The sequence below is a fragment of the Aliagarivorans marinus DSM 23064 genome (assembly GCF_000429485.1).
Lineage (GTDB): Bacteria > Pseudomonadota > Gammaproteobacteria > Enterobacterales > Celerinatantimonadaceae > Aliagarivorans > Aliagarivorans marinus.
This window is the reverse complement of record NZ_AUBY01000029.1, coordinates 20,171-39,553: the sequence shown is the minus strand read 5'-3', so window position 1 is coordinate 39,553 and position 19,383 is coordinate 20,171. Positions and strand designations below refer to the sequence as shown.

General features: G+C 55.4%; 16 protein-coding genes and 1 riboswitch. Of the genes, 9 read left to right on the top strand and 7 right to left on the bottom strand.

Annotation, left to right across the window (positions count from 1 at the left end):
• Window positions 1-86: 86 nt before the first annotated feature.
• The 4 genes from G461_RS0112810 to G461_RS0112795 all read left to right on the top strand — a co-directional run bounded on the left by G461_RS0112810 (window position 87) and on the right by G461_RS0112795 (window position 4,509).
• Complete coding sequence (locus tag G461_RS0112810) at window positions 87-1,013, top strand: alpha/beta fold hydrolase (protein WP_084429225.1); 927 nt, start codon at window positions 87-89, stop codon at window positions 1,011-1,013.
• A 131-nt stretch (window positions 1,014-1,144) separates the two neighbouring features.
• Window positions 1,145-1,774, top strand: coding sequence for a sugar O-acetyltransferase (locus tag G461_RS26530; RefSeq protein ID WP_157360311.1), 630 nt, complete (start codon window positions 1,145-1,147; stop codon window positions 1,772-1,774).
• Window positions 1,775-1,831: 57 nt separating this feature from the next.
• A riboswitch (FMN riboswitch) is annotated at window positions 1,832-1,998 on the top strand.
• A 160-nt stretch (window positions 1,999-2,158) separates the two neighbouring features.
• A complete protein-coding gene (gene ribB, locus G461_RS0112800) occupies window positions 2,159-2,815 on the top strand; it encodes a 3,4-dihydroxy-2-butanone-4-phosphate synthase (protein WP_026972148.1) in 657 nt (218 codons plus the stop codon).
• Between the two features lie 320 nt (window positions 2,816-3,135).
• The gene (locus tag G461_RS0112795; protein WP_026972147.1) at window positions 3,136-4,509 is read left to right on the top strand and encodes a glycosyl hydrolase family 8; all 1,374 of its coding nucleotides are present in this window, start codon (window positions 3,136-3,138) and stop codon (window positions 4,507-4,509) included.
• A 107-nt stretch (window positions 4,510-4,616) separates the two neighbouring features.
• On the opposite strand, the gene G461_RS0112790 is transcribed toward G461_RS0112795, so the two are convergent.
• On the bottom strand, window positions 4,617-5,483 hold the full coding sequence (locus tag G461_RS0112790; RefSeq protein WP_026972146.1) for a MurR/RpiR family transcriptional regulator: 867 nt from the start codon (window positions 5,481-5,483) through the stop codon (window positions 4,617-4,619).
• Between the two features lie 182 nt (window positions 5,484-5,665).
• Between G461_RS0112790 and dcuC the strand changes: the two genes are divergently transcribed.
• Both dcuC and G461_RS0112780 read left to right on the top strand, forming a co-directional pair.
• A complete protein-coding gene (dcuC, locus tag G461_RS0112785; RefSeq protein WP_026972145.1) occupies window positions 5,666-7,030 on the top strand; it encodes a C4-dicarboxylate transporter DcuC in 1,365 nt (454 codons plus the stop codon).
• 137 nt (window positions 7,031-7,167) lie between these two features.
• Complete coding sequence (locus G461_RS0112780; RefSeq protein ID WP_026972144.1) at window positions 7,168-8,544, top strand: class-II fumarase/aspartase family protein; 1,377 nt, start codon at window positions 7,168-7,170, stop codon at window positions 8,542-8,544.
• A 53-nt stretch (window positions 8,545-8,597) separates the two neighbouring features.
• Here G461_RS0112780 and G461_RS0112775 read toward each other — a convergent pair whose 3' ends face one another.
• From G461_RS0112775 to cysS, 4 genes are all read right to left on the bottom strand, one after another.
• Window positions 8,598-10,925, bottom strand: a complete 2,328-nt coding sequence (locus G461_RS0112775) for a starch-binding protein (protein WP_026972143.1) — start codon at window positions 10,923-10,925, stop codon at window positions 8,598-8,600.
• Window positions 10,926-11,269: 344 nt separating this feature from the next.
• Window positions 11,270-12,631 carry a GTPase/DUF3482 domain-containing protein gene (locus G461_RS0112770; RefSeq protein ID WP_026972142.1) on the bottom strand — a complete coding sequence of 454 codons (1,362 nt, stop codon included), beginning with the start codon at window positions 12,629-12,631 and terminating at the stop codon, window positions 11,270-11,272.
• Window positions 12,624-13,913 (bottom strand): DUF2868 domain-containing protein, encoded by a 1,290-nt coding sequence (locus tag G461_RS0112765; RefSeq protein ID WP_026972141.1) that lies wholly within the window; start codon window positions 13,911-13,913, stop codon window positions 12,624-12,626. Before G461_RS0112765 ends, G461_RS0112770 begins: the two co-directional genes overlap by 8 nt.
• Window positions 13,914-14,066: 153 nt before the next feature.
• Window positions 14,067-15,449 (bottom strand): cysteine--tRNA ligase, encoded by a 1,383-nt coding sequence (gene cysS, locus G461_RS0112760; protein WP_026972140.1) that lies wholly within the window; start codon window positions 15,447-15,449, stop codon window positions 14,067-14,069.
• A gap of 141 nt (window positions 15,450-15,590) precedes the next feature.
• On the opposite strand from cysS, the gene G461_RS0112755 reads away from it, so the two are divergent.
• The 3 genes from G461_RS0112755 (at window position 15,591) to G461_RS0112745 (ending at window position 17,627) form a co-directional block, all read left to right on the top strand.
• Window positions 15,591-16,088, top strand: a complete 498-nt coding sequence (locus tag G461_RS0112755; protein ID WP_026958667.1) for a peptidylprolyl isomerase — start codon at window positions 15,591-15,593, stop codon at window positions 16,086-16,088.
• 3 nt (window positions 16,089-16,091) lie between these two features.
• On the top strand, window positions 16,092-16,835 hold the full coding sequence (gene lpxH / locus G461_RS0112750) for a UDP-2,3-diacylglucosamine diphosphatase (protein WP_026972139.1): 744 nt from the start codon (window positions 16,092-16,094) through the stop codon (window positions 16,833-16,835).
• 195 nt (window positions 16,836-17,030) lie between these two features.
• The gene (locus G461_RS0112745) at window positions 17,031-17,627 is read left to right on the top strand and encodes a Yip1 family protein (protein WP_026958665.1); all 597 of its coding nucleotides are present in this window, start codon (window positions 17,031-17,033) and stop codon (window positions 17,625-17,627) included.
• Window positions 17,628-17,720: 93 nt separating this feature from the next.
• On the opposite strand, the gene G461_RS0112740 is transcribed toward G461_RS0112745, so the two are convergent.
• Both G461_RS0112740 and phnR read right to left on the bottom strand, forming a co-directional pair.
• A complete protein-coding gene (locus tag G461_RS0112740) occupies window positions 17,721-18,623 on the bottom strand; it encodes an EamA family transporter (protein ID WP_026972138.1) in 903 nt (300 codons plus the stop codon).
• A 46-nt stretch (window positions 18,624-18,669) separates the two neighbouring features.
• Window positions 18,670-19,377 carry a phosphonate utilization transcriptional regulator PhnR gene (phnR, locus tag G461_RS0112735; RefSeq protein ID WP_026972137.1) on the bottom strand — a complete coding sequence of 236 codons (708 nt, stop codon included), beginning with the start codon at window positions 19,375-19,377 and terminating at the stop codon, window positions 18,670-18,672.
• Window positions 19,378-19,383: the final 6 nt, after the last annotated feature.

Genomic DNA, 19,383 nt, shown 5'->3' with positions numbered 1-19,383 from the left:
TACACTTGAACAAAAATCGATTTCTCTTCGGTCTATAGCGGCATAGTGAATGTGGCCAACCGATCTCAGACGAAGTGACCTACTCCATGACTCTTGCACACACCCTTAAGTACGCCTTTCTTGTTACGTTACCGATGATGCTGCTAGGGCTCAGTGCCTGCCAGCCCCTCCCCGACTCACTGCAGCAGCAACGTGAGTTTGTCACCAGCCATTTGATGGATAACCCGGCCTACCAGCATCATCACCTGCACCATGGCCAGTTTGATCTGCATTACGTGACCAGAGGTACACCCAATCTCGGGGTGGTGGTATGGGTGCATGGCACCCCCGGCAGTTGGACCGATGCGGCTTATCTGATTGCCGATGAGTCACTCACCGCCGACTTTCTGTTTGTTAGCCTCGATCGCCCCGGCTGGGGCAACTCCCAGTATCAAGACCAGCCGCGCCCGGTCCCCAGCATGTTTGAGCAAGTCGAGCTGATTAGCCCGCTGCTGGCCCAGCTAAAACGTGAACACCCTGAGCTGCCGCTGATTCTGGTCGGTCACTCTTGGGGCGCCTCGCTTGCGCCGATGCTCTATGAAGCGCTTCCCGATGATATTGACGCGCTGATGCTATTGGCCGGGGTGCACAGCCAAAGTCTGGGTGCGCCACGCTGGTACAATCGCTTGGCCAGTTGGCAACTGAGCCGCTGGGTAATGAGCTACAGCAACATTGGGCGCGAGCTTAGCCACTCCAACCTGGAGATGTACGCCCTACAGCCTGGGCTAGCGGATAGCCCAGCGCGGCTAGCGCAAATCGATGTTCCTACCATTGTGATCCAAGGCGACACCGACAGCTTAGTGGACCCGCGCCAAGGGGAGTACGTGTATCAATATTTGCCCGAGGATAAGCGCCACTTCCTCTACCTACACAACCAAGGGCACCTGCTACAGATGGAGCGAGCCCCGCTTCTTATCCGCTGTATCGAGGCCTTGCAGCGCCAGCAGTTCTCGCTGTGTGAAGAACAGCAGTAGCAGCTCTGAAACTTAACGCAGCGAGCGCCAAAGAACCCTGCGACTTTCACATTCACAAACCCACTAACTGGCTGAGTGTTAACGATTTTGCTAGCGTGGAGACCTATTTACCCCAATAAGGCAACAGCAGTATGACCCCAGCCGAATTAGCCGCCCAAGCCGCACTGAAGAAGATGGTGTGCAGTGGTGAGATGTATAACGATTACAGTGAGGCCTGCCACTTGGCGCGGGTGGCAGCCGCGAAAAAGGTCAATGCCTATCACAGCGCGGCCAGCGAGCAAGAGAAGCAACAGGTGATGAACGAGCTGTTTGCCAAGGTAGGCAAAAACGTGGCGATCTCCTCGGGCTTTCGCTGCGAGTTTGGCTTTAATATCAGCCTCGGTGATAACGTGTTTATCAACTGGGACTGCATCATGCTCGATTGCAACGAGATCAGCATCGGCAGCAATGTGTTGTTCGGCCCACGGGTCGGCCTGTTTGGAGCAAACCATGCCATCGACGCCGCCGAGCGCAATATGGGCGGCTGCTATGCCCTACCGATCCGCATTGGCGACAACGTGTGGGTCGGTGGCAATGTGTCGATTAACCCCGGGGTGAGCATCGGCGATAACACCATCATCGGCGCTGGCAGTGTGGTCACCAAGGATATTCCCGCCAACGTAATTGCTGCAGGTGTGCCCTGTAAGGTGATCCGCCCTATTACCGAGGCCGACAAAACCGGTTACTTCGCCGACACCAAGCCACTTGGCACCTGGGAATAGTCTGCTGATGCTTCTGTTACCCCGCAAAAAGCGTTAATATAACCAAGCTTTTCAAAGCATTATTCTCAGGGCGGGGTGAAATTCCCCACCGGCGGTAAATTAAGCGCTGCCCCCGCAGCCGTTTATGAAGCCCGCGAGCGCCTGAGTCGCATAGCGATTCAGGGTCAGCAGATCTGGTGAGACTCCAGAGCCGACGGTCATAGTCCGGATGGGAGAGAGTGAACCAGCGAGCCCTCTCGCTGTTATCTATCGATTGATACCGCACCGATTGATGCGGCTTTGTCGTAGGGGTTTAACCCTGTCAAAGCATCGCTGAGCGCGTGCGTGTTGTTGATCGCTCTTACTTATGCCCTGATTCTGGTAACGATTATGTTGGAGTACACCATGAATCAGACTTCTCTATTAGCCGAATTCGGCCAACCTCTTGAACGTGTAGAGCTGGCGCTAGCCGCCTTAAAACAAGGCCAAGGCGTACTATTGCTCGACGATGAAGACCGCGAAAATGAAGGCGACATTATCTACGCCGCCGAGACCTTAACCGACCAGCAGATGGCACTAATGATCCGCGAGTGCAGTGGCATCGTGTGCCTGTGCCTGACCGAGCAACAAGCCAGCCAACTGGCACTGCCACCGATGGTGATCGATAACACCAGCGCCAACCAAACCGCCTTTACCGTGTCCATCGAAGCCAAGCATGGCGTGACCACTGGCGTATCTGCCGCTGATCGGGTTACCACCATCAAGACTGCGATTGCTAAAGATGCCAAGCCCAGCGACCTGGCTCGCCCCGGCCACGTATTCCCGCTGCGCGCGCGCTCCGGCGGCGTGTTAAGCCGTCGCGGCCACACCGAAGGCACCGTCGATCTGGTGCAAATGGCCGGTTTGTCCCCTGCAGGCGTACTTTGCGAGCTGACCAATGAAGACGGCACGATGGCAAAAACCCCCGAGATCGTCGCCTTTGCCAAGCAACACAAGATGCCGGTGCTGACCATCGAAGATATCGTTGCCTACCGCCAGCACCATCAATTGAAACTGGCTTAAGCCAGTCGTTAGCGCGGGTTCGCTAACACAAACTTGGGCCTGCTTTTGCTTACCTTAGTGCAGCAGGCTCAAGTGGCTTTTACTGACACCGAAAGGCGTTTTCTGCCACGCCAGCGCGATCACAGATTCGGCGCCCCGCTGAAAACCTCCGCATACAGTTTCCTGAGAACTTTCCAATCACTTAGCATTTACGTTTTTTCGTAAATTAAAACTCGCTTTTGTTAATTAGCAAAACACTAACCAACTGTCTTTGCTTAGCTTGCAGCTGAAGTTTTCAGCCGCATAAAGATTAAAAACATAATTTAAGCAAAGGAATGATAATGAATAATCTCACCCATCAGGGCATGCCCAGCCCTCTCAAGGTTGGCGCAGCACTGCTGCTTGGCCTAAGCCTGAGCGTTAACGCCGCCCCTACCCGTCAGAGCGCTCAGCAATCGGGCTATTGGGGCGGCATGCTAATGCCGAGCGCTCAAGCCATCAGCAACAGCGAACTGCAAAGCATCTATTCGCGATTTGTCGACAACTACATCGTCGATGCCGGTACCAATATGGCCCGGGTGAAATGGGGCTCCGGCGGCGCACTGCGCGATGAGAACGGTCAGGTATCGAAAGACGCCTACGCCACCGCTTCCGAGGGCATGGGCTACGGCATGCTGATTACCGCCTATGGCAACGATAAAACCCGCTTTGATAAGCTGTTCCGCTTCTATCAACAGGTGATGGCACAGAACAATAGTGCGCTGATGCCGTGGCTGGTGTGGAGCAACGGCTACCCGGTTACCAACGACATCTGCTATGGCATCGTCGGTCAAAGTCAAGTGTGCTTTGGCGCGGGCGGCGGAGGCCCGGCCACCGATGGCGACATCGATATCGCAATGGCGCTGTTTGTGGCAGCCGACAAGTGGCCCAACTCCAGCCTCGACTACCGCTCAGAGGCCATTCATATCGTCAACGAGCTGCACGACAACTGGCTATCTTGGTGCCCCAACAATGGCGGTACTTGGGTGGTTAAGCCCTATCAAAGCAGCAGCTTTAACCCCTGCAGCGATGAGTTTGACCCATCCTATTCGATCCCGGCATTCTTCCGCTACTTTGCTGAAGCCGCCGCCCAGAGCAACGAGATCCGCAATGAGAACCAGCGCTGGGATTCGGCCGCTCGCGACCTCTACCAAGATATTCTGGATAAGCAAAAAGCCGGCCCCAATAGCGACAAAACCTTTGTGCCGGACTGGATGAAACTCGATGGCTCGGCGGTAACCGGCCGCTCCACTAACTATGGCTCCGATGCATCGCGCATTCCTTGGCGAGTGACCATGGATTACGCCTGGTATGGCAGTGAGTCGGCCCGCGACTGGACCCGCCGCCTGATCAACGATCTGGTGAACAACTCGAACAATGGCGAGCTAAGCGGCATCCTCGCGGATATCGACCGAGCTAGCGGGAACAGCAGCGGTTACAACGGGCGCAGCTTCTCCGGCGGCTTTACCGTGGCCAGCATGTTGTACAACTGGTACCCAGACAATGTTGAAAACTACACCAAACACTGGATAGATGAGACCCTCAACGGCAGCTTGCCATGGAACATTGGCGCCAATGGCTATGAGAACGCCAACAACGACTACTACGGTATGGCGCTATCGGCACTCTATGCGCTAACGCTCACCGGCAATACCTATAAACCTGCATTGCCGTAGCCACTGTAAATCAAGGTAACTCAACGACTTCTGGGTAGTGGGTAGTCGCGAAGAGCGCATAGCAGAAGTCGTTGTATTCCACTGACAAGCTGGCATATCGCCATCGACTACGAGTGAAAGGTATCAAAGTCAGTCAGGATCTGCTCCAGGGACTCAAAACGCTCCGGCACACCAATCCGCTGAGTGAGTGCGTTCACTAAGGCCTCCACCAAGGCAAAACCGGTGATACGGCTTTGAAACACCCCGCTGCTGGTACTTTTTACCACCATCTGCACGTCGCTAAACGGCAAGTAAGGGTTGACGCTGTTGTTGGTGAGTACAATGACCTTGCCGCCGCGTTGATGGAACCACTCCACCAAGCGCACCGCTAAATCGGAGTAGCGATAGTAAGAGATCACAAACAGCACGTCGCCTTCACGCATGTCCAGCAGGTGGTGGGGCAGCAAGGACACATCCGGGGTTAGGTGATAGGTGTTCTTGCGGATATAGCGCGACAGCATCATGAAGTAGGTCACCAAGCCATTCGATGAAGCCGGGCCGAAGGCGTACAAGTTGCGCTGCTTGTCAGCCATTAGCTCGATGGCTTGGGCAAAGGCTTGTTCATCGAACACCTCGGAAAACAGTCTAAAGCTCTCCGCCAGCTCTTTGATAAAGCCCCGTCCACTAATCGCCTCTGATGTTGCCTCAGACAGGCGCGAGGCAATTCGCGCCGGGGTGATCAGCTGGGTTTCTTGAATATGCAGCACCACCGCCTGTTTAAAGCGGCTGTAGCCCTGAAAACCAATGTTTTGCAAAAACCGCCCCACCGAGGTTTTACTCGACTCACTGCGCTTAGCTAGCTCCTCAATCCCTAGGTAAGGGATCTGCTCAAAATGGCTCACCATAAAGTCGGCCACCCGCTGCTCAGCGTTGGGCAGTGGCGCGGCATTTTCAACGAGTTTAGCGAGGGTCTCTGGGGTTAGGGCTTGGCTCATGATGCAAAGTACCGATGTTGGTGGTGTCTGAGTGTGACGGAATGACAATTTGTGTATGTGCGTTGATTAAGTCTAGCGAAATATGATCTAAACCAAACTGTTAGCCGGGAAAAGCACTTTCCCATTCAAAATAACACCAAAGTAGTATTTTATGCCGCCGTAATTTGTTTACGGAGCTATATATGTTCTCTTTGATTGCAATTCCGATAGTTATCGCTACCGGCTACTTCATTGTGAAAAAGTATAACACCCAAGCGGCACTGTTCACCGCGGGTATCCTGATGCTAGCGCTGGGTGCGCTTAACGGCAACAGCGACTTCATCCCCGGCAACGCCTCTTCCAGTGGCGCGGTGGTGTTTGACTTTTTTGTGGTGATTAGTGCCCTCTCCTCTTCGACTCTGGCTAGCCTCGGCCTAATCATTATGTCGGTGGGCGGTTTCTCCAAATACATGAACCATATCGGCGCAGCCAACGCCATGGTGAATGTAGTGACCAAACCACTGTCGGTATTCAAAAACCCTTATGTGGTACTGGCGCTGACTTACATTATCGGTCAGCTGATCAACATCTTCATCCCAAGTGCTGTTGGCCTGGCGATGCTGCTGTTGGTTGCACTGTACCCGGTACTGGTGCGCATTGGTTGCACCCCTGCGGCAACCGCTGCGGTACTGGCGACCACCGCTTGTTTGGACTTGGGCCCGGGCTCGGGTAACTCAAACCGCGCAGCCGAGGTTATCGGTATCGATGCGGCCAACTACTTCCTGGCCAACCAGATGGTTGTGGCACCGGTGGTGATGATTGTTATCGCGGTACTGCACTACTTCTGTCAGCAATACTTCGATAAGCGCGATGCCGCCAACGGCGTTGAAGCTCAAGCACTGACCATCGACGAGCAAGCGCAAACTGATGCGCCGAAGTGGTTCGCTATCTTGCCTGTACTGCCATTGGCACTGCTGCTGGTATTCAGCGAGTTCCTGATTAGCTCAGTGAAGATCGACGTTATCTCTGCGATGTTCTTTAGCTTGGCAGTAGCCATGCTGGCCAACCTGGTACACAGCAAAGACCTCAAAGGCGTGGCCGACTCACTCAAGGTATTCCTGTCAGGTATGGGCACCACCTTCTCAGGCGTCGTGGCGCTGATCATTGCAGCCAACGTGTTTGTAGAAGGCCTAAAAGCGATGGGCTTTATCGACCTGCTGCTGGGCGCTGGCGCCAACCTAGGCCTGGGTTATGTCGGTATGCTGGTGGTAATGGTGACGATTATCGGCCTCACTGCGCTGCTGTCTGGCTCGGGTAACGCAGCCTTCTTCAGCTTCTCACCACTGGCTCCTGAAGTAGCCACCAGCGTGGGCGCATCAACCGCTTCACTGGCACTGCCAATGCAACTGGCTGCAGGTATCTTCCGCTCAGCCTCTCCAGTGGCAGGCGTGGTGATTGCCTGTGCAGGCGCGGCCAACGTATCTCCAGTGGCGGTGGTTCAGCGTACCTTGATTCCGATGATTGGCGGTATTGTGGCGCTGATTGCGATGAGTGCATTGTTCCTGTAGGTAAAGTGTTCCTATAAATGCAGTGTTCTTAGGAACGCAGCAGACTAGGCGTATTGCCTCACTACTCACATAATCGTTAAGGGCTGCTTTGCAGCCCTTTTTGTTAGCCTTTTAGCCCATTCACTAAAGGAGACGAGATGACTTCAGAGAATGTTTCGGTGTTTGACTCGACACTGTACTCGCCGCTATTCACCCAAGCACAGATGAAAACGATCTGGTCTGAGCAACACTTGCTGGCATGCTGGCTCCGCTTTGAAAGCGAAATCGCCGCCGTGCAGGCCGAGCTTGGGATTATCCCGCCCGAGGCAGCCACAGCTATCGCAGCAGCAGCTAAGCCCGAGGCCATCGACTGGCAGCGTCTGGCCGAGGACACCCGCCGGGTTGGGCTGGCGATTAAACCGATGGTGGATCAAATCAGCGAGGCGGCCGATCCCTTGGTGAAGCGCTACCTGCATTGGGGCTGTACCACCCAAGACCTGCTCGATACTGGGCAAGCGATGCGCTTGAAAGACGCCCTGACGCTGCTACGCAAACAGATGCTTGGCCTGATTGAGCGTTTGGCCGAGCTCAGCGATCAGCACCGCGACAGCGTGATGGTGGCGCGCACCAACTCGCAAGATGCCCTTCCCACCACCTGGGGCCTGCAGCTGGCCTCATACCTGAGTGAGATGTGCCGCAACTTACAGCGCCTTGACCAACTGACTCCGCGGGCCATCACCGGAATGTACGGCGGTGCGGTGGGTAATCTCTCTTCTATCGGCGAGCAAGGGCTGGCGCTGCGCAACCGCTTGATGGATAAGCTGGGGCTGAGTCAGCCGGTGGGGCTGTGGAATGCCAGTATGGATAACATTGTCGAGGCGATTCAGAGCTTTGCCATTGTTCATGGCACGCTGTGTCGGATTGCCAACGATATAGAGCTGATGGGCCGCGCTGCGCTTGCCGAAGCCCAAGAGGGCGAAGGCGGCGGCGGTTCTAGTACCATGCCCCACAAGTCCAACCCTCGCGCCAGCAACATGCTGCAAACCTTGTCGCGCATGGGCTGGATGTATGCCTCGTCGGCTCCCAACCTGATGGACCAGCAAGATGTGCGGGCCGCCTCGATGCGCATGCTCAACTGGTCGCTAGTGCCCGAGTCCTGCCTGGCACTGTCCACCGCATTGGAGCGCGCCCAAGGGCTGCTCGACAACTTGGTGGTCAATCGTCGAAACATGCGTCGCAACTTCGCTGCATCACGCAATCTGATCATGTCAGAAGCGGTGATGATGGCGGTGGCAGACAAACTAGGTCGTAGCCAAGGCTATGCGCTGGTTAAAGGGATTATCGATAAGGCAGCCAGCAGCGATATGCAGCTCGAACAGATGCTACTCGCCAGCCCCGAGCTCACCGCCCTGTTCAGAATCGAGGAGATCCGCGCGCTGTGTGAGCCCGCCAACTATCTGGGCTGCAACGATGCACTGATCGACGAGAGCTTGGAGTTCGCCAAGCAGCTTCTAGAGTCTGTTTCGCAGGCATAAAAAGGCCCGGCCTAAGCCGGGCAAAGATGGATGGAAGAGACAGATGGAATAGATTACTGGCGGGTTACGCCAATCGCTTTGCTTGCACTGTCAAAGGTGATGCGATAGGTCGCAAAATCACCCACTTGGTAGTCAGCTGCTGGGTAGGAATCACTCCAGCTGCCGTCATCGATCTTAAAGCGGGCTGGGCTCTCTTCGCCGTTGAAGCTTTGCACGGTGAAGTACACGCCTGAAGCCGCATCGTACTCCAACAAGGTAGTGCCCCAACCATTAGCGGTGCCGCGGAAGTACCAGCTCTCATCACCACCGCTGCCGCCGTTGCCACCATTGCCGCCACCGCTGATACAGTTGGTCAGCGCTACCCAACTGCCCAGCTTGTTGCACAGTGCTGCACCAGTCGTGCTGAGGTCAGCGGTTTGATTAGCACCCGCATCGGAGAAGATCACATTGAGCTTGGACAATGCGGTACCAAAGTCATGGCAGTAGTGACCATCTTGCTGGGTCATCGCTACACCAGGCCATTGAGCGTTAGCAACCGCGGTTTCTGCTTCCACCGCCCAGTAGTAAAGGGTTGGGCTGTTGAAGTTCGCTTGGTTGTCGTAACACACCTTGCTATCGCCAGTGGTGCCGCCATCGCCGTTAACCTCGAAGCCGCAATCGTGCAGGGTCTTCCAGCTACCGCCTTGATAACAGCCAGCGCCCGGGGCGCTCAGATCATCGGTCTGGCCATTACCGTTGTTGCTAAAGATAACGTTAATGCTGGTTAACTCGACACCAAGATCGTGGCAGTAGAAGCCACCATTTTGCTTCATTGCAACGCCCGGCCAAGTAGCATTGGCCAATGCACCGCTTGGCTGCGCCGCCCAGTAGTAAAGGGTTTGCAGCCCGGCACTACCATCAATACAGATTGAGTTCGCAGATACCGGAGAATCTGGCTCACTGCCGCCTCCGCCACCACCACAATCATTGCCACAGCCTGCACCCACTTTAGCGCCGACGTGGATCGCCGCTGCGCTATCACCGGCAACGCTGAAGTTGGCATAGCCACCGCTCACGGTAATCGTGGCAGGGCCGGTTGCACCTTCGCCCAGTACACAGGCACCGGTCGACTCATTAAAGTCAGCTTCGATGATGTTACAGTACTCGCCATCGGGCATTCCGGTGTTGAGGCTTTGGTTCAAATCGCTGCCCCAACGCTTGTTGATTACCACGAACCCTTTACCACCACGTCCAAAGGCGATTTGGTCGTTGCCGTTTTGCCACCAGTCCGACACATGCCAGGCATCGGCAGTATGGTTACGGAACGCCACCATGTTGCCAATCCCGCGCCAGCGGTGCTCACACACCCAGCTGCCGCCATCAAAGCCACAGGCATTGCCGGTGTGGATGCCCGAACTTGGCGGCCCCATGTCGAAGTCACCGTTAAAGTAATAGCCCGACATCACCTTCGGATAGCCATAGGGATAGGCCAGCATGAATACGTTGGCCAGGAAGTAGCCATTGCCCTGCACACCATGCCAGATAGGGCCGTTAGGGTTATGGCGCTCTTCGTCGTGGTTGGTAACAAACGGTACCGCGCTGGAGCTGGCCAGCTCCATTGAGGTGCCGATGTCTTTGAGCTGGGCAATATTGCTTTCACGGAAGGCGGGACCAAGCCAACGCGCATAGCCAAACTCGGTCACATCGCCGATATAGGTGTACTCGGTGGGACGAACCGGCTCACCACCGGCGCCAATCACCTCTTGGAAGATGTAAGGATTACCGTTGAGCTTGCCCTTAATAGCGGCGATGTCGCCTGCAGGGATATGCTTGGCGGCATCAATTCGGAAGCCCGCCACGCCCATGCTGATGGCATCGTTCATGTAATCAGCAATCTTCTGGCGCACGTAATCCGACTCGGTTTTTAGATCGTTCAGGCCAGAGAGGTCGCAGTTTTGGATCTGCCAACGGTCGCCATAGTTGATGTCGCTGGTACAGTTGTGGAAGTCGTTGGAGCCATAGGGCACCTCTGGGAAGTTGCGATCCCAGGCCGCCATATGGTTGATCACCGCATCGACATAGATATCGACGCCAGCCGCCTTACAGCGCTGCACCATGTTTTGGAACTGACCGCGGTTACCACTGCGGCTATCAAAGGAGTAGCCCACAGGCTGATAGCGGGTCCACCACTGGCCACCGTCGATGTGTTTGTTAGGGGGAGAAACCTGTACTGCAGCAAAGCCTTTTGGCCCAAGGTAGGTTTCACATTCGGTTGCCACGTCTTCCCAGCTCCACTCGAACAAGTGGACAAAGGCGGTACGCGGTACTGCACTGACACTGGAGGCATAGCCCAGCGCCAAGCCGGCCAGCAAGCTGGCGGCGGTTTTAGTTACTGTTGTCATTGTACTTTCCCGTATTTTTTATGTGTCTCTTCGGACTTACGGGCTGTGACCGGAGCTATAGTTTGCGTCTATGCGCGGGCTCCTGGTTTGGGGTCGCTCTGTATTAGCCAAACAGAGCAGATCACACCGATTACGGTCGCAGTTATTATGATTAAGCATCCCTGATAATCGGCAGGTACAATCCAGATTGGCAAACAATCAATCCTTGATCTACAGCCACGGCCATCATCCAATGAGGGGGAAGCAAACAACAAGCAATGTATTGTTAACCTGCTCAATAGATCACATTGTTAACACGCTATGTTTGAGCGATATCACAAACTGCCGTGCTTTGTAGCACGGAGTTAGCGATAAACAAGAAGAGTTTTTAGTATTTGCAGTGTTTTCTGCTGATTGCCCGGCACTTTTCGCCCTTGTAGCCAAAGACTTATCTGTAGCTTCTCCTTTTGTCCCAAGGCCTCCAGACGTGCTCGGGTCTGCTGTTGCGCCTGCGCAAGCTGCTCCAGATCGGGAATATCCCGACGGGCATGGTTGCGCCCCAACAGGCTGTCGATGAGATAAAGCTGACGAGCCAGCAACACCCAGCTGAATGCCAGATTCTTAACCGGACCAATGGTCAGCTGCTGCCGTTTGCTGTTGCTCGACACCTTGGCCAACTTGTCGCCCCACAGCCAAACACTGCCAGCCGAGGCCACCGATCCCACCACCGCGCCAAGCATAAAGGTGCCCGCGCTAAGACCCAAATCCACCATAGCGCCAGCCGCACCACCGGAGCCCGCCGCCAGCCAGGTAAGCTGCTTGCGTGGCAGCCCCCACAGTTGCCACTGCTTGGGGTCGAACAGTTCGCTGCTATCAAGCAGCATCTGCTCCTCGGGTTGCTGGTAGTGATAGTGGGACAGACTGGCTTGCAGCCGCTCACGCAGCGCGCGCTCGTGCTGCAGCAAGGCCTGCTTATAGTCGGTGAACAGTTTTTGCTTGGCTGCCTCATCCTGTTGCCCCACGGGACTGCTCAAGCGGAAGTTCAGCAGCTCCTCTAGACCAGATTGCAGCTGATTAAGCGCCGCTTCCACCTTGTCTTCACGTTGCTGCTGAAGCGCATCAATCGCGTGGGCCAATGGCTGTTGCCAGCTCTGTTTTAGGGTGGCGAAGTTACGCAATAGCGCCAACTGCTGCTCGAAACTGGCTAGCAAGGGGTCAAAGTCCACCACCAAGCTGAAGTACTGATCGAGGGCGCTACGCCATTGCTCGGCATAGCGATTACCGTTGATCGGATTGATAATGGCCAGCCGCGGTCGCCCGGTCCAGCGCAGGATCTCCATCTCCGCCTCGTAGTGGCTACGATAGGGCTTGGCGCCGTCCACCACGTAAATAAGTGCGGCGTCCTCATCCATTACCGGTGCCAGCAAGGCCCGCTCGTCTGGGAAGTCATCGCCGTTTTGGGCCAGCCAGCTAGTTATCGCCTCAGCGCGGCGAGCTGCGTCATCGGCTTGTTCGCGCAAGATGGCCAGCAGTGCTTCTGCCCGCTGAAATCCGGGGGTATCGACCAACTCATAGCAGAGTGTGCCAGAGGCTTGCATCGCGTAATGAGTGGCTTTTACCGTGGTGCCAGAGAGCGCCGAAATGCCGATTTGATCGTTTTGCGCCAGCGTTGCCACCAGGCTGGACTTTCCTTTATTGGGGTGACCGACCACTACAAACTTAGGCATGCTTCCCCTCCAACAGATACAACGCGCTTAGCTTCGCTTGGCCCTCAGCAAACAGCTGCCAGCTGTGAATATCGGCATCGCTGAGCGCCCCATCCAGCGGCAGTAACACCAAGCTAAGCTGTTCAACCACGGAGCTGGCCAAGCTATCCGCCAGTGCACCCAGGGGCGGCTCCCAGCCGGGGACCAGCAACATCGTCTCATCGCCACGGGCTTGACTGAGCGGCCGCCGCTCACCGTCATTCGGGCTAAGTACACTCAGCTCGTGCGGCTCCAGCCCCCAGTAAAGCAGCGGGCTTGGCAGCTCAGTCAGCACTTGGATGCTGTCGCTAGCCGCGCTTGAGTCAAGCGCAACATGGGCATCTTCCACCGCACTGCTGGTGTCGACTTGTTGGGCACGCCAGTGGGCCAGTAAAGCCGCAATCTGCGGATCGGCGGCAGGTAGCCCGTCTAACAACTTGGCGCAGCGCCAGTTGCCCACAGCAAACAACACCGCTCGCGGCAGCAGGCAGTAAAACAGAACAAAGGCCAACACAAACGGCCACCAGCGGCCATACAGGCTGGCGTTCACTAGTTGGTTAGCACCGCTCATACGGAAAAACTGGGTATCCGCCACCAGTTGCGGGTCAACACCAGCAGCAGGCCACCAAGCGCTCCATGGCGCAGACAGGCTTACCAGTAGCGCACTAAGCCCCTGTGCGCCCACCTCAATAGTGGTGGCCCAGACAAAGGCCAGATCTTGTACCAGCACCATCACCAACAAACACAGCGCAGCACCGATGGCAAAACACAGGCCAGTCCAATGGGAGAGGTAGAATAGCACCCAGCGCCTAACTTGCGAGGGCAAGCCCTCCACCGGCAGTTTGCGTAGCATCAGCTTCACCCAGGCGATGCCCTGCCCGCGTAAGCTCAGCAAGGAGAGCGCCATCATCAGCCACTGCAGTGGTCCAAACACCAGTAACAGATAAAGAAGGTTGATAGGCTGTTGGCCCGAGTAGGAAAGCAGACCAAACATGGTGGTAATGCCGAGCAGAGCGCCCAGCAGGCTAAACCAATGCAAAGAGACACTGTTTAGCAGTGGAGCGCCGCTTAGCAAAGAACTGTTCGCTTGAGCGCGCCAGCTGCGTAATACCTGCCAATCGCTCAGCCCTTGGCGCTCGGCGGCAGAAAGCGGATGGTCTGGAAAGCGGTTGTGCTGTTGCTCAGAACCATTGCGCTGTTGCTCAGGGCTGGTCAAAGCGCGTTTACATTGAACAAACTCGATGATGCCTTGGATAACCCGCAAATCTTCCCCTTACTAGACCACCACAACAATAATGAGCCCGAAGCCCGAAGCCCGAAGCCCGAAGCCCGAAGCTAACAGCTTAATTCATCTAGATAAACAAAAGCCACAACCGAGGTTGTGGCTTTTTCGATTACTTACAATAGCAGCGAGTGCCTAGGCTTTGCGCCAAGTGGTCCCCTGTGGGCCATCTTCCAGCACCACGTTCAGCGCGTTCAGAGCATCACGCGCGGCATCGGCCGCTGCCCAGTCTTTAGCTGCGCGAGCTTCGTTGCGGGCTTTAATCAGCGCTTCGATCTCGGCCGCTTCATCGCCACCTTGGTCGCCTTGCAAAAAGCTGGCAGGCTCTTGCTGACAGATACCCAGTACTGCAGTTAGCTCCAACAGTAGCTGTGCATACTCGCCAGCCTTGGCCGCATCTTCGCTCTTCAGGCGGTTAATCTCTTTGGCCAGCTCGAAGAATACCGGGAAGGCTTCTGGCGTGTTGAAGTCATCGTCCATCGCCTGCTTGAACTGCTCGCGGTAAGGCGCGGCCAGCTCATCGGATACCGGCTGAGGCGCTACATCACGCAAGGAAGTGTACAGGCGCTCCAAGGATGCACGGCTCTGCTTGAGATTGTCTTCTGAGTAGTTCAGCTGGCTACGGTAGTGGCCCGACAGCAGGAAGTAGCGCACGGTTTCCGCGTCGTACACTTCCAAGACATCGCGGATGGTGAAGAAGTTGTTCAAGGACTTGGACATCTTCTCTTTGTTCACCTGCACCATACCGGAGTGCATCCAGTAGTTCACGTAGTTGGTGTCGTGGGCACAGCAGCTCTGCGCCACTTCGTTCTCGTGGTGCGGGAAGGCCAGATCCGAGCCACCGCCGTGGATGTCGAACACATCGCCCAAGTGCTTCATGTTCATCGCTGAACACTCGATGTGCCAACCCGGGCGACCTTTGCCCCATGGGCTGTCCCACTCTGGCTCACCCGGCTTAGCTTGCTTCCACAACACAAAGTCCAGTGGATCGCGCTTGTCTTGCTCGACTTCGACACGGGCACCGGCTTGCAGCATCTCGAGGTTTTGCTGGCTCAGCTTGCCGTATTCGTCGTACTTGCTTACTTCAAATAACACGTCGCCGTTGTCTGCTTGGTAAGCGTAGCCCTTGTCCACCAGCTTCTGGATGATCTCGATGATTTCATCCATATGGGTGGTCACGGTAGGCTCGATGTCGGGGCGAATCATATTCAGCGCATCGAAATCTTGGTGCATCGCCTTGGTGAAGCGCTCGGTGAGTGCATCGCAGCTCTCGTTGTTTTCGGCAGCGCGTTTGATGATCTTGTCGTCAACATCGGTGATGTTGCGCACATAGGTCAAGTCGTAGCCAGACCAACGCAGGTAGCGGGCTACGGTATCAAATGAGACGAAGGTGCGGGCATGGCCGATGTGACAGTAATCGTAGATGGTGACACCACAGACATACATTCCCACCTTTCCTTCAACTAAAGGTTTAAACACTTCTTTCTTACGGGTGAGAGTGTTGTAGATTTGCAACATCGACAAGCTTCCTGATTACTGATTAGTACTGATATAAAGGCCCGTATTCTAGCACCGTGTATCGGAATAAACAGCTGATTTCCTCGGTGGATGCGTTTAGAATCGGGGCTCAACGACAAACAGACTGTTTAAGGAAACACGATGGTTACTCTACACACCAACATGGGCGACATCACCCTAAGCCTGGACGCTGAAAAAGCGCCAGAAACCGCGGCTAACTTTTTGACCTACGCGCGCGATGGTTTCTACAACGGCACCATCTTCCACCGCGTAATCGATGGCTTTATGGTTCAGGGCGGCGGCATGGCCTCTGGTATGGAAGAGAAAGAGACCCGCGCTCCGATTAAAAACGAAGCCAACAATGGCCTGTCTAACGAGACTGGCACCATCGCTATGGCGCGTACCATGGACCCGCATTCAGCGTCTGCCCAGTTCTTCATCAACGTGAACAACAACACCTTCCTGGATTTCAAAGCAGAAACCACCGAAGGCTGGGGCTACTGTGTATTCGGTAAAGTGACCGAAGGCATGGACGTTGTGAACAAGATCAAAGGCGTCGCCACCGGCAACTTTGGTTACGTTCACCAAGACGTACCACTGGAAGAGATCGTGATCGAATCAGTGACCGTTGCCGACTAAGCCGTGCACAGTTACTTTATTTCCGATCTCCATCTGAGTGAGGAACGCCCCGACATCGTCGGGGCATTTCTGGAATTTCTCAGCAAGGACGCCCCCGGCGCAGACGCCCTCTACATCCTCGGCGATCTGTTCGAATACTGGATTGGCGATGATGACACCTCCGCCCTCACCCGCGATGTGGCCGACAAGCTCAAAGCACTGAGCCAGCAAGGTGTAGATTGCTATTACATCCATGGCAACCGCGACTTTATGTTGGGCAAGCGCTACGCCAAGGCCTGTGGCATGGTGCTGCTCGAAGAAGAGCACCTGCTTAACTTATACGGCAAAAAGGTGCTGATCCTACACGGTGACACCCTCTGTACCGACGATGTGCAGTACCAAGAGTATCGCCGTAAAACCCAAAGCCCCTGGCTACGTCGGCTGTTTTTACTTATGCCGCTGTTTGTGCGCGAGAAGATCGCCGAGCGCATTCGCAGTAACAGCAAACGCTCCAAGAAGGGAAAAACCTTCGAAATCATGGATGTGAATGCCGACGAGGTGGAACAGCGCTTCTTCCGCATGAAGCTCGACTACATGATCCACGGCCACACCCATCGCCCGGCGTTCCACCCACGCGACAACGGTAAGCACGGCCAGCGCATCGTTCTGGGCGACTGGTACAGCCAAAGCAGCGTGCTTAAAGTCACCCCTGAGGCCATCGTGTTAACTGCTAATGGCGAGCAACTGGAGCTTGATCAAGCTCAATAAACTGTGTTGTGGCAGCGCCGCCGATTAGGCCCTGCCATTCACTTAATCGTTTGTTTATTAAGCGATTAACCGCCTCAGACAACAACCACGTGCCATAAAAAGTTCCGCTCTACAGGCTTGACTCCCCCGCATTCCTCGTTCATTACTAGATAAACGATGTTACACAGTTGTTAACTTTTGATTGAGGGATCAGCAATGCTTTTTAGTCATGTTTGGGGACTCGCTTCACATACAAAAGAAGAATGGAAGGACATCGATCAGCACCACGAGGGCATCGGTGCCAGTCTGTTACACCTGTTGCTGGTGGCACTTATTCCCGCCATCTGCAGCTACTTTTCTACCGTTCACATCGGCTGGCATGTCGGTGATAACCGCTTCTACTTAACCGCAGGCAGCGCACTGTATATGTCGGTTGCGATGTACGGCGCACTCACCATCGGCGTAATGAGTCTGGCCTATGCGGCGCTGTGGATGGCTAAAACCTTTAATGCCGATACCACCTATCAGCAAACTCTGGAGCTGTCCGCCTATGTGGCGACGCCGCTGTTTATGGTGGGCTTTGCCACTTTGTATCCGGAACCATGGTTTGTGATGTTGGCCGGTCTGGTGGGTGTGGCTTATGCGGTCTACCTGCTCTACACCGGAGTGCCGATTATTATGCACATCCCTGAGGAGCGCGGCTTTATCTATGCCAGCAGCTTGGTCACCGTGGGCTTGGTGATGCTGGTGTGCATTATGATTTCCACCGTGATCTTGTGGTCAACGGGCACAGGGCCAGTCTTCACCAATTAACGCTTTTCTCGCAACACATCCTAGTAATGTAAGTGCAATTCGCGCCAATCCTTGATTGGCGCTTTTTTGTGCCCAAACTCAAGCAACAGGTAATTAGCTGAGTGCCAGCACCAAGCCACCGATGATCAGCAGCACGCCGACACCACGGGTGTGATACCAGCGCTCGTTCAGCACCCAAACGCCTAGCACCAATCCAAACACAATACTGATCTGGCGCAGCGCCACCACATAGCTGACGTTCTCTACCATGGTCATGGCGTATAGCACGATGCCATAGGTGGCGGCCATCATCCATCCGGTCAATGCTGCGGCTCGGCGACAGCGCCAGGCAGCGACAAAACCGTTATCAGTACCCAAACATACCAACATTATCGCCAGCGGCAGAGCCATCGCCCCAAACTGGATGCCCACGTAGAACAGCGCATGCTGCCAATCAGCAAAGTGGCTGGCAGGCAGCCCACCGAGCACATCCAGCGCCAGCTTATCGGCCACTGAGTAGCCGACCGTCCCCAACGCGGCAACAATCGCCCAAAGCATGCCACCGTTCAGGTAGGCGGAGAGCCGGATCTGGCTAAAACGCTGCAGCGGTACCAGTACGCAGCCAACAGTAATCAGCCCAAAGCCCAACCACGCAACGCTGCCTAGATGCTGCCCCAGCAGTGCAGTAACCATGCCCACCAGCAGCACCGGCATGGCGCGCGCCACCGGATAGACCAAGCCAATGTCAGCCTGCTTGTAGGCCATGCCTAAACCGGCAATATAGATAGCCTGTGACAGGCCACTTACGCCGAGTAAGGCCCAAAAGGTCATCGGCACGGCAGTGATATCCAGCACCAATAGATACCACGCGATAAAGGGGCTCAATAAGGCAAAGCCGGCGAGAGCGGCTAACAGGGCGTAAGCGATCACCCCACCTTGATTGGATTTACCCAGCAGGTTCCATCCGGCATGCAATAACGCGGAGAACACCACTAAGGCAGCGGCAAAAAAAGACATAGCGGTACCACATGGGCCCGACTGGACCCATCAGAGAAAGAAAACCTTAAGCGCTTAACTCAGCAATGGAGTCGATGGTGATGGCATCGTGACGCCAGTATTCGATATCGCAATCGATCAGCTCGCCGGTCTGGCTGTAGTTGATACGCTCCACCACCATCGCCGGCGTGCCCGCGGTGGCCCGTAGCGCCTGTGCGATCTCGCCTTGTAAGGAGCTGGTGGTGATGCGATAGCGAATACGCTGGTATTCCACGCCATAGTGCTCGCGATAGATATCGGTCAGCGAGTTTCGTGAGCAATCGCGCTTTAGCAGATCCGGGAATAGCTCAGCGCGGATAAAGTTGGTCACGTACAGCACCGGCCGCTCTTCGAGGTAACGCACCCGGTCAACCCGGTATATGTCAGAGAACGGCGGTAGCTCGAGCTTCTTGGCTGCATGCTTGCTCGCCAATACCTGCTTGGCGGCTAGCAGCTCGGTGCGCGGCTGGCGCTGCTGCGCCAAGGCCATATTGGTGAAGTTGAGCGTTTGGGTTGGGTCGTAAGACATCGGCTCGGGTGATACAAACCAACCGCGACGGTCTTCCCGATAAACCCGCCCTTCGGCTTCGAGCATCGACAAGGCCTCACGCAGGGTGACCCGAGTGGTATCGAAGGCCTCCGCCAACTTACGTTCAGCGGGCAGTTTTTGGCGAGCGGTGAGCATGCCGTCTTCGATCTGCTCGACAATGGCATCTTTGATTTTTAGATATTGCAACTTGCT

Coding starts and splice junctions, on each gene's coding strand:
- G461_RS0112790 (WP_026972146.1), bottom strand. CDS start 5,483: ATGAGCCAAGCCCTAACCCCAGAGACCCTCGCTAAACTCGTTGAAAAT.
- G461_RS0112780 (WP_026972144.1), top strand. CDS start 7,168: ATGACTTCAGAGAATGTTTCGGTGTTTGACTCGACACTGTACTCGCCG.
- dcuC (WP_026972145.1), top strand. CDS start 5,666: ATGTTCTCTTTGATTGCAATTCCGATAGTTATCGCTACCGGCTACTTC.
- G461_RS0112755 (WP_026958667.1), top strand. CDS start 15,591: ATGGTTACTCTACACACCAACATGGGCGACATCACCCTAAGCCTGGAC.
- cysS (WP_026972140.1), bottom strand. CDS start 15,449: ATGTTGCAAATCTACAACACTCTCACCCGTAAGAAAGAAGTGTTTAAA.
- G461_RS0112775 (WP_026972143.1), bottom strand. CDS start 10,925: ATGACAACAGTAACTAAAACCGCCGCCAGCTTGCTGGCCGGCTTGGCG.
- G461_RS0112795 (WP_026972147.1), top strand. CDS start 3,136: ATGAATAATCTCACCCATCAGGGCATGCCCAGCCCTCTCAAGGTTGGC.
- G461_RS0112810 (WP_084429225.1), top strand. CDS start 87: ATGACTCTTGCACACACCCTTAAGTACGCCTTTCTTGTTACGTTACCG.
- G461_RS0112740 (WP_026972138.1), bottom strand. CDS start 18,623: ATGTCTTTTTTTGCCGCTGCCTTAGTGGTGTTCTCCGCGTTATTGCAT.
- ribB (WP_026972148.1), top strand. CDS start 2,159: ATGAATCAGACTTCTCTATTAGCCGAATTCGGCCAACCTCTTGAACGT.
- G461_RS0112745 (WP_026958665.1), top strand. CDS start 17,031: ATGCTTTTTAGTCATGTTTGGGGACTCGCTTCACATACAAAAGAAGAA.
- G461_RS26530 (WP_157360311.1), top strand. CDS start 1,145: ATGACCCCAGCCGAATTAGCCGCCCAAGCCGCACTGAAGAAGATGGTG.
- G461_RS0112770 (WP_026972142.1), bottom strand. CDS start 12,631: ATGCCTAAGTTTGTAGTGGTCGGTCACCCCAATAAAGGAAAGTCCAGC.